We start from the raw sequence: 9,464 nt of genomic DNA on the forward strand, positions 1-9,464 counted from the left end.
GGGCTCGACCACCGGTGGAAGAATCCGTTCCCGGTGGTCGAGCCCGTCGAGGCCCTTTTGGTTCTTGTTGGGCTATGCCGGCTTCTTGCTCGCGTAGATGTCCTCCACCACCGAGTCAAAGTCCTTCATGACCTGGGCGCGCTTGACCTTCATGGAGGGGGTCAGGTGGCCTGAGGTCTCCGTGAAGTCGGTGTCGACGATGCGGAACTGCTTGATGGCCTCGGCGGCGGATACGGTTCCATTGGCGCGGCTCACTGCCGCCTGGACGGCTGCGATGACCGTGGGGTGCTTCGCGGCAGCGGCCACCGTGGTGCCGTCGGGCAGCCCGTGGGCCTTGCCCCACTGCGGGAGGGCTTCCTCGTCGAGGGTGATGATGGCGGCGATGAAGGGCCGCTGGTCGCCAATGACCACGCACTGGGACACGATGGCGTCGGCCCGGATCTGGTCTTCCAGGAGGGCCGGGACCACGTTCTTGCCTCCGGAGGTGACAATGATTTCCTTCTTGCGCCCGGTGATCTTCAGGAAGCCCTGGTCGTCGAGTTCGCCGATGTCGCCCGTGCGGAACCAGCCATCCACGAAGGTATCGGCCGTGAGGTCGTCGCGGCCAAAGTAGCCCTTCATGACGCATACACCCTTGGCGAGGATCTCGCCGTCGTCGGCAATCTTGACGGAGTTGCCGGGAAGCGGCGCGCCCACCGTGCCGATCTTGATGCGCTCGGGGCGGTTGACAGTGATGGGGGCAGTGGTCTCGGTCAGGCCGTAGCCCTCGAGGATCTGCAGGCCGATGCCGTGGAAGAAGTGGCCCAGCCGTTCGCCCAGCGGCCCGCCGCCGGACACGGCGTGGCGGACCTGGCCGCCCATGGCTGCGCGCAGCTTGGTGTAGACCAGCTTGTCGAACACGAAGTGCTTGGCCTTGAGCACGATGCCGGCGTTGCCGTCCTGCATGGCGCGGGAGTAGTCAATGGCAGTCTTGGCGGCAGCGGCGAAGATCTTGCCCTTGCCTTCGCCCTCGGCCTTCAGTGATGCCGAGTTGTAGACCTTTTCAAAGACGCGCGGCACGGCCAGAATGAACGTCGGCTTGAAGCTCTGGAGGTCATCGAGCAGGTGCTTGATGTCCGGGGTGTGTCCCACCTTGGCGCCGGCGGCCACGGCCAGCACCGAGATGTACCGGGCAAAGACGTGGGCCAGGGGCAGGAACATGATGGTCTGCGAGCCCGGGGGGACCACGCTGGCGCCCAGCACCGCCAGGGCGTTTTCGCTCAACTCCACAAAGTTGTGGTGTGTCAGCATGCAGCCCTTGGGGCGTCCCGTGGTGCCGGAGGTGTAGATGATGGTGGCGACGTCGTCCAGCCCGTTGGCTGTGCGGGCTGCCTCAAGGACCTCGTCGCTGATGTCCTTTCCGGCGTTGCGCAGCTCGTCCAGGCCATCACCCTCAAGCTGCCAGACGTGCGCCAGTTCGGTCAGGCCCTCGTTGTGTGCAGCCTGCCGGATGATGTTCTCGTGCGTTGCGGATTCGGCAAAGACGGCGACGGCGGCCGAGTCGCCCAGGTTCCACGCCACCTGCGAGGGGGAGGAAGTTTCATAGATGGGCACGGAGACGGCCCCGGCGAACCAGGTGGCAAAGTCAACCAGGACCCATTCGTAGCGGGTGCGTGCCATGATGCCGACCCGGTCGCCCACTTTGATGCCCGAGGCGATGAGGCCCTTTGCTATGGCGCTGACGTCGGCGTGGAACTCCCTGGCGGAGACGTCGACCCACACATCGTCGGCATTGCGCCGGGAGAACAGTGCTGGATTGGTGGCCAATTTTGCCTGGCGCAGAACAAAATCGGTCGTGTTCATGGTCCGGGGGCTGACAACCTTGGCCGGAACGGAAATCTCTTGCACAATAGCTCCTTTGATATGTGGGCCTTCGAGCGTGTTGCCTTACTCTATCCGGCGGACGGCAAATCCGCCGGAACCGGTATGTTACCCACTAGTAACTTTATGTTGTCCAGCTCACACTTTCAAAGTCGGGCGTGGGGCTGCCCGGCGAGTCGCTAGAATTTGGGCATGCTTTCCCCTTACGCCGAGCCTGTCCCCGCCGTCCCCCTTGACCATGCGCAGGTGCCGCTGTCCCTGGGCATTGACATTGGCGGCACAAAAGTGGCTGCGGGCGTCGTGGACGGTGCCGGCCGGGTGGTTGAGGAGCTGCGGCGCGCCACCCCGGGCCGTGACGCACGGGCCGTCGAAGGTGTCATTGCCCAACTGGTGCGGGAATTGAGCGAGCGCCATGCCATTGCCTCCGTGGGTATTGGCGCTGCAGGGTGGATGGACCTGGAAGGTGCGCGCGTGGTTTTCAGCCCGCACCTGGCGTGGCGCGACGAGCCGCTGAGGGAGACCCTCGAGGCCATGTTGGGCAGGCCCGTCCTTGTCACCAACGACGCCGATGCGGCCGCCTGGGCTGAATGGCGGTTCGGTGCCGGGCAGGGGCGGGACAGGATGGTCATGCTGACCCTGGGCACGGGAATTGGCGGCGCGCTGGTCATCGACGGGCGGGTGGAGCGGGGCAGCTTTGGCATGGCAGGGGAGTTTGGCCACCAGATCATCATGTCCGGGGGACACCGTTGCGAATGCGGAAACCGCGGCTGCTGGGAGCAGTATGCCTCCGGCAATGCGCTGGGCCGCGAAGGCCGGGAGCTGGCCGGGAAGCATTCGCCCATGGCCGCCGGCCTGTTGGCTGCAGCCCATGGCAGGCGGAAAGACATTACCGGCAGCCTCGTTACCTCGCTGGCACTGGAGGGTGAACCCACCGCCCGTGAACTTGTGGCGGAGGTGGGGGAGTGGCTGGGTCTGGGCATGGCCAACCTGGCTGCTGCCCTGGATCCTGCCCTGTTCGTTGTGGGTGGCGGACTCAGCGCTGCCGGAGAGCTGATGCTCGAGCCTGCCCGCCGAGCCTTCCGCCGCAACCTCACAGGGCGCGGCTACCGGCAAGAGGCAGACATCGTAGCGGCCGCCTTGGGTCCCATGGCCGGCCTGGTGGGGGCCGCAGACCTGGCCCGCGTCCGCCAGAAATAGACTCTGCTCACCACGGTGACTGCTGGTGGCCTTCAGGCGGCGTCTCGGTGGCGGCGTAGGTAGTCTTCGATGGACATGCGGTCCAGGATTTCCACTTCTTCGTCGCTTTGGGCCGGTGGCTCGGGGAGGTTGTCGGGATCCCATCCGGCGGCTACGGCCTCGTCGTAGTCAAAGTCGGAATCGTCTTCGTCTTCTTCGTCGGGGCGGTACTCCCAGGGCGGTGCGGTGAGGTCGTTGGCGCCGTCCTCGTCACTCCAGGACTCTTGGCGTTGTTGGAGTGCCTTCAGGGTTGTGTCGATGAGGGTTTTGAGGGTTTCGTTGTAGACCGGTGGTTGGGTGTCTTGTTGCTCGGGTGGGTGTTGGTGGCCGGTGGGGCTGGTCCATTCGATGCCCTCTGGGGTCTTGCGGGGGCTCCAGGCGCGGGGGTGGACGGATTGCCGCTCGAAGGACTGCTCGGTACGCACATGGCCGTTGCGGGTTCTGTCGTCTTTGTGGTGCTTGAGCCGGTGATGGAGCCTGCACAGGGATTCGAGGTTGTCATAGGTGGTGGGCCCGCCGGCGCTAAAGGCTCGGAGGTGGTCGGTTTCGCAGTTAACGGCCCTGGCGTTGCAGCCCGGAAACACGCAGTACTCATCCCTCATCAGCAACCTGATCTGCATGGCCTTCGTGAGGCGGTGGATGTCCGGTGCCGCATCCAGGGGCTGGTTGCTGATGGGGTCCACCAGGACTCGGTAGAAACTCGGTGCGTTCGCGGTGAGGTACTTCGCCACCTCGATGCTGATTGGTCCTGCTCCTGACATCCAGGCCGGCTCGTCCGTGAACCCGAGCAGCGACAACGCCGGCACCAGGAGGATCGGGGTGACCTGTGGCAGTGGTGGCCACACCCCACCACCACATCCGGACACACTGCTCCCCTCCGGGCTGGTTCCGGGCGCGGCTGCGCCGTTGCCGCCGGTACCGCTGGAGTTGGCGGGGTTGTTGCTGGTGCGTGTGAGGTGTGGTGGCTGTCCCGGCACTTGCCAGTCGGGCTGGTTCCGCGGGTCCGGCTCCCTAAAGGCCGGATCCTGGTAGTCGGGGTCGTCAAAGACGGGGAGTTGCCAGGGGTGGAAGTGTGGGCCGAGGCGGTCGGGATCCGGGAACGCCCCGCCTGCGCACGGATCCGGTTCCTGCTCCACCCGACTGAACCACGAATCTTGCCCGGCGGGGCTGTCGGCGCCGCAAAGGCCGCTGTCACCGGCGGGTGCGGGGGCGTGGATCCCGTTCTGATCCAGGGACTGGCACAGGAGGAGGGCGGCGGCGATGTCGGCACGGAGCTGGGTGAGGGTGCGGTCTTCGTGGGGGCCTTGGGCTGCCTGGGCGGTCGCGGTGCATTGTGCCCAGATCGCCTCGATGGTCGGGGAAGGGCCGTAGAGGTTGAGCCAGGCCATGCCGTCCCGGGACCGGCTGATGCCCAGTTGCCGGCGCTCATAGGCCTGCCTTGTTTTGGGGACTAGGGTTTCCGGGTAGGAGCGTTCCCGCGCCCTGCGGGCCTTCTCCCGGAAACTATGCTGTGTGGCATGCTCCGCCTTCCCCAACAACACTTCCTCGAACGCGTCAATGGTGTCTTGGGGCAGGTGGGCGGCGCGGAGGAGGCTGGTTTCTTCGGCGATGATGACCGCATGCTCCCACCCCAACACCCCCGCACTGAGTTGGGCCATGGTCGCGGGCAGGTGGCGGACCAGGGTGGCCGCATCGATCATCAAGGCCCCGGCGTAGCCTTCTGAGATGTTAAACAGCGCGGCGATTTCGGCCCGCACCCCGGCCCGGGACGTTTCGCGCTGCCACGGATCCAACTCCAACAGGGCCGCTTCGGCCTCCGCTGTGGCCAGCATTCGTTCCACCAGCACCGCGGTGAGGGCAGCGCCCTGGTTCTTGTGCCGGTGCATCGCGGCCAAGGCTGTCGCGGTGCTGTCCTGAAGCGCCCGCACCCCGCCCAGGCGGGAATCCGGGGCTTCGTTGTCCGGGTGTCCGGGGAGCAGTGGCTCAGGATAATCGGGCAAACCCTCCAAGGCGGCGATGTCGGTGGCCAGGGGAATGATGGTGGGAAAGGAGAAGGCATCCAGCAGTTCCGCCACAGCACCTGTGGTGGAGGAACCCTCCCGATCAGCCGGGAAATTCACCGAACCGCCCATACATCAATTATAGATCAAATACACTAGTAGTAACATGGTTGTGGAGAACTTCACGGACATATTTTCCCATCATGGGCAGGGCCCGGGTTTCGACAAGCTCGACCACCGGGGCCGAGCCGGGTCTCGACAGGTTCGACCACCGGCGACAGGCGTAACCACCGAGGTGCGCCGGGGTCTCGACAGGCTCGACCACCGGAGGCAGGGACACCCTATTCCGCGTCAAAGGTGATGCAACGTTGGCAAAAAACCAGCATCAAGTGATGCGGCGTCGGTCGTGGCTTGGACGGGCTCGAGCAGCTTGGCCCGGCCGCACCGGGTCAGACCACCGCGCCGTCACCGTCGTCGTGGTCGCGGTGGGCGGGCAGGCGATAAATTAGGTAGCCGACTCCGGCCACAAAGGCAGCAACTGCACACAGGACCAGCGTCATGGGGACGCTGCGCCAGAAGATTGAGGCAAACACCAGGAACAGGGGCGCTCCTGCCGCACCGATCCACGACAACACGATGGCCGGTTCACTGTTGCGCAGGCTCGGCAGGTCCTCGGGTACAAAGCCGCCTTCCTCGTCCTCGTCATCGGCGGCCGCATAGTCGCGCGGGCCCCAGGCTGCTGCGTCGTCACGCGCCGTCCCGTCGGTCCGCTCCCCGTCGGCCCGCGTCCCGCCAGCACGCTCCCCGGCCGAGCGCTCCCGTGGTGCGGGCTCGGCCTCCTGCTGCCAAACGCCCAGGGGGTCAAAGTCCACAACGCCCTTGGGCTCCGCATCCCGGGCGGGCCCGGCGGGCCCGGGGGAGGGGGCGGATTCGCCCGAGGGGGCATCGTCGTCGTCAATGAACGCGTCATCGGGCTCCTCGAGCCGCGCGACAAGGTCCCGCCAGATTTCCTCGTCGTTGCCGCCAGTCTGTGGCGTGCCCGGGCCAGGGTCAGATTGCATTGATGGTCCTTCGGAAGAAGTCTGCAGACTGGGAAAAAATCTGGGGAGCGTCGTTGTCCATTGTGGCTACATGGTAGCTGTTGTTCAGCGGGACAAGCTGCACATCCCGGCTGCCAATGTTGGCCATCAGTACATCAATGCTGGAATCCGGAACCACGTTGTCCACGCTGGAGCGGAACACGATGGCCGGCGCTGTGATCCGGGGGAGCAGGCTGATGGTGTCGGTGAACAGCTGGGAGAGCTGGTGCACGGCGGCAATGGGCGTGCGGTCGTAGGCGCCCTCTGTGACGCCGGGCTTCTTGATGTCGTTTCCAATGGCGGGAACGCTCTTGAGCACGTGCTTGAGCAGCCCGGAGTATTTGGCCCGCTTGTCGTTGAAGGTCAGGCCTGGATTGACGACGGCGATCCCCGCCACCGGGTGCAGGGCGGCAACGCGCAGGGACAGGGCGCCGCCCATGGACATGCCAGCAACAAACACAGCATCGCAGCGCTGCGTCAGTTCCAGGTAAGCTGCCTCGAAATCCCGGTACCAGTGCTGCCACGGGGTCTTGGCGAGCTCCTGCCACGTGGTGCCGTGCCCGGCCAGCAAGGGCATGTTCACGGCAAACCCGGCCCGGGCCAGGTCTTCGCTCCAGTCCTGCATGCTGACGGGCGAGCCGGTGAATCCGTGGCAGACGGCCACGCCGATCCTGGCGAGTTCCCCATGACCCTCGGAACGGAATGGTTGTGCCATGGCGTGGCCCCTCTCCTGCCCGGCAGCCATTGCCGGGATTGGCTTGAATTGATGCGGTAATGCTGGCGCTGTTTTGGTGGTGCTTTCACTAGACTACTGTTGTTACGTCCACAGCGGGGGTACCGCAACGTACGATGGTTTGCCGGCAACCGGCAGTGCCACAAGGAGGCAGACCGCCGTGATCTATTGGGTGCTAAAAAAGATCTTTCTGGGCCCCATCTTGAAGCTGCTCTTCCGCCCATGGACCAAGGGGCTGGACAACCTGCCGGCCGAGGGGCCGGCCGTGCTGGCCAGCAACCACCTGTCGTTCTCGGACTCCATCTTCATGCCCCTCATGGTTCCTCGGCCCGTGGTCTTCCTCGCCAAGAGCGACTACTTCACCGGTCGCGGCATCAAGGGCCGGCTGACGGCTGCCTTCTTCAAGCTCACCAACCAGCTGCCCATGGACCGCTCGGGCGGCGCCGCCTCGGCAAGCTCGTTGCAGACCGGCGTTGAGGTGCTCAAGGGCGGCGGGCTTCTGGGCATCTACCCCGAAGGCACCCGCAGCCCCGACGGACGGCTCTACCGGGGCAAGGTGGGTGTGGCCAAGCTTGTCCTCACCGCCAATGTCCCAGTCATCCCCGTGGCCATGATCGGCACGGACAAGGTCCAGCCGATCGGCCGGCGCATTCCAAGCATCCGCCGCCTGGGTGTCATCTTTGGCGAGCCCATGGACTTCAGCCGCTACCAGGGCATGGCCGAGGACCGCTTTGTGCAGCGCTCGGTCACCGACGAGATCATGTACGAACTCATGCGCCTTTCCGGCCAGGAATATGTGGACTCCTACGCTTCCACCGTCAAGGACAAGCTCGCCGCCGAAAAGGCTGAGAAGTCCGGCAAGGCGGACAAGGGTGCGGGCGGGGCCGTGCGCATTGACCCCGCCGTCCTGCCGCCCGGCACTGTGACTGTGATTGGGGCCCGGAAGGACGAGCCCGAAGTTCCCGCCGCTGAGCCGCAAGCCGCCCCCGGCGAGGATTCGGCAGCCGCCGGCGCAGCCAAGGACTGAATGGGCGCGCGGCATTGCGCCGCCTCGCCATCTCACGGAACGGACTGGTTACCGGGCGGCTGAATTGGGGGATAGGCTTAAGGGGTGACTGATCTAACTCTCAACTCTTCGCCTGCGCCCGCCCCCGGAGTTTCCGTGCCCGGTGCCGCCGTGTATCCCGGCCTTGACGACTGGCGCAGCCTGCCGATCGCCCAGCAGCCCACCTGGACCGAGTCCCCGGCGTTTGAGCCCACGGTGAAGGAACTCTCCGTGCTTCCCCCGCTCGTCTTTGCCGGCGAAGTGGACGTGCTGCGTTCGCGCCTGGCCCAGGCCGCCCAGGGCAAGGCCTTCCTGCTGCAGGGCGGCGACTGCGCCGAGACCTTCGAGGCAGCCACCGCGGACAAGATCAGCGCCCGCGTCAAGACCATCCTGCAGATGGCCGTCGTCCTCACCTACGGCGCCCAGTTGCCCGTCATCAAGATGGGGCGCATGGCCGGCCAGTTCGCCAAGCCGCGCTCCTCCAACGATGAAACACGCGACGGCGTGACCCTTCCGGCATACCGCGGCGACATCGTCAACGGCTACGACTTCACCCCGGAGTCCCGCCAGCACGACCCCGCCCGCATGCTCAAGGCGTACCACACCTCGGCTTCCACGCTGAATCTGATCCGCGCCTTCACCCAGGGCGGCTTTGCCGACCTGCGCAGCGTGCACGAGTGGAACAAGGGCTTCACCTCCAACCCGGCCCACAGCCGCTACGAGCAGCTGGCCAAGGAGATCGACAGCGCCATCAAGTTCATGGCCTCCTGCGGTGCAGACTTCGAGGCGCTGAAGACGGTTGAATTCTTCGCCAGCCACGAGGCCCTGCTGCTGGACTACGAGCGTGCCCTGACCCGCATCGATTCGCGCACAGGCTTCCCGTACGACACCTCCGCCCACTTCCTGTGGATCGGTGAGCGCACCCGCGAGCTGGACCAGGCGCACGTGGACTTCCTCTCCCGCGTCCGCAACCCCATCGGCGTGAAGCTGGGCCCCACCACGAGCCCCGACGACGCCCTGGCGCTGATCGAGAAGCTCGACCCCAACCGCGAGCCCGGCCGCCTGACGTTCATCACCCGCATGGGTGCCAAGAACATCCGCGAGAAGCTGCCGAACCTGGTTGAGAAGGTCACCGCCTCCGGTGCCCAGGTCCTGTGGGTCACCGACCCCATGCACGGCAACACGGTCACCTCACCCAACGGCTACAAGACCCGCAACTTCGACGACGTCATTGACGAGGTCCGCGGCTTCTTCGAGGTCCACCAGGCGCAGGGCACCTTCCCGGGCGGCCTGCACGTGGAGATGACCGGCGACGACGTGGCCGAGTGCCTCGGCGGTGCCGACCCCATCGACCAGGAGGCGTTCCTGACCGGCTACGAGTCCGTCTGCGACCCCCGCCTGAACCACAAGCAGTCCCTGGAAATGGCCTTCCTGGTCTCCGAGGAACTCCGCAAGTCCCTCTAGTCTTTCCAAAAACGACGCCGGCCCCCGCCTTCACACAGAAGGCGGGG

7 protein-coding genes are annotated in these 9,464 nt (G+C 65.6%); 3 read left to right on the top strand and 4 right to left on the bottom strand.

Annotated elements, in window-relative coordinates; all coding sequences use genetic code 11:
- Window positions 1-72: 72 nt before the first annotated feature.
- Window positions 73-1,887: an AMP-dependent synthetase/ligase gene (locus PCK14_RS19020; RefSeq protein ID WP_269940092.1), complete on the bottom strand. Its 1,815-nt coding sequence runs from the start codon at window positions 1,885-1,887 to the stop codon at window positions 73-75.
- Between the two features lie 165 nt (window positions 1,888-2,052).
- Here PCK14_RS19020 and PCK14_RS19025 point away from each other — a divergent pair, with 165 nt between their 5' ends.
- Window positions 2,053-3,057, top strand: coding sequence for an ROK family glucokinase (locus tag PCK14_RS19025; protein WP_269940093.1), 1,005 nt, complete (start codon window positions 2,053-2,055; stop codon window positions 3,055-3,057).
- 32 nt (window positions 3,058-3,089) lie between these two features.
- Here the strand turns inward: PCK14_RS19025 and PCK14_RS19030 are convergent, their stop codons facing one another.
- The 3 genes from PCK14_RS19030 to PCK14_RS19040 all read right to left on the bottom strand — a co-directional run bounded on the left by PCK14_RS19030 (window position 3,090) and on the right by PCK14_RS19040 (window position 6,890).
- Window positions 3,090-5,228 carry an HNH endonuclease signature motif containing protein gene (locus PCK14_RS19030; protein ID WP_269940094.1) on the bottom strand — a complete coding sequence of 713 codons (2,139 nt, stop codon included), beginning with the start codon at window positions 5,226-5,228 and terminating at the stop codon, window positions 3,090-3,092.
- A 317-nt stretch (window positions 5,229-5,545) separates the two neighbouring features.
- Window positions 5,546-6,157 carry a hypothetical protein gene (locus PCK14_RS19035; RefSeq protein ID WP_269940095.1) on the bottom strand — a complete coding sequence of 204 codons (612 nt, stop codon included), beginning with the start codon at window positions 6,155-6,157 and terminating at the stop codon, window positions 5,546-5,548.
- Window positions 6,147-6,890, bottom strand: coding sequence for an alpha/beta hydrolase (locus PCK14_RS19040; RefSeq protein WP_269940096.1), 744 nt, complete (start codon window positions 6,888-6,890; stop codon window positions 6,147-6,149). The genes PCK14_RS19035 and PCK14_RS19040 overlap by 11 nt, the downstream gene beginning before the upstream one ends.
- A 178-nt stretch (window positions 6,891-7,068) precedes the next feature.
- On the opposite strand from PCK14_RS19040, the gene PCK14_RS19045 reads away from it, so the two are divergent.
- Together PCK14_RS19045 and PCK14_RS19050 are read left to right on the top strand one after the other, a co-directional pair.
- Window positions 7,069-7,935: a lysophospholipid acyltransferase family protein gene (locus PCK14_RS19045; RefSeq protein ID WP_269940097.1), complete on the top strand. Its 867-nt coding sequence runs from the start codon at window positions 7,069-7,071 to the stop codon at window positions 7,933-7,935.
- Between the two features lie 84 nt (window positions 7,936-8,019).
- The gene (locus PCK14_RS19050; protein ID WP_269940098.1) at window positions 8,020-9,417 is read left to right on the top strand and encodes a class II 3-deoxy-7-phosphoheptulonate synthase; all 1,398 of its coding nucleotides are present in this window, start codon (window positions 8,020-8,022) and stop codon (window positions 9,415-9,417) included.
- Window positions 9,418-9,464: the final 47 nt, after the last annotated feature.

The organism is Arthrobacter sp. HY1533 (assembly GCF_027568515.1).
Lineage (GTDB): Bacteria > Actinomycetota > Actinomycetes > Actinomycetales > Micrococcaceae > Specibacter.

Excerpts from the sequence above, each read along its gene's own strand:
- PCK14_RS19030 (WP_269940094.1), bottom strand. The coding sequence starts at position 5,228 with ATGGGCGGTTCGGTGAATTTCCCGGCTGATCGGGAGGGTTCCTCCACC.
- PCK14_RS19040 (WP_269940096.1), bottom strand. The coding sequence starts at position 6,890 with ATGGCACAACCATTCCGTTCCGAGGGTCATGGGGAACTCGCCAGGATC.
- PCK14_RS19035 (WP_269940095.1), bottom strand. The coding sequence starts at position 6,157 with ATGCAATCTGACCCTGGCCCGGGCACGCCACAGACTGGCGGCAACGAC.
- PCK14_RS19025 (WP_269940093.1), top strand. The coding sequence starts at position 2,053 with ATGCTTTCCCCTTACGCCGAGCCTGTCCCCGCCGTCCCCCTTGACCAT.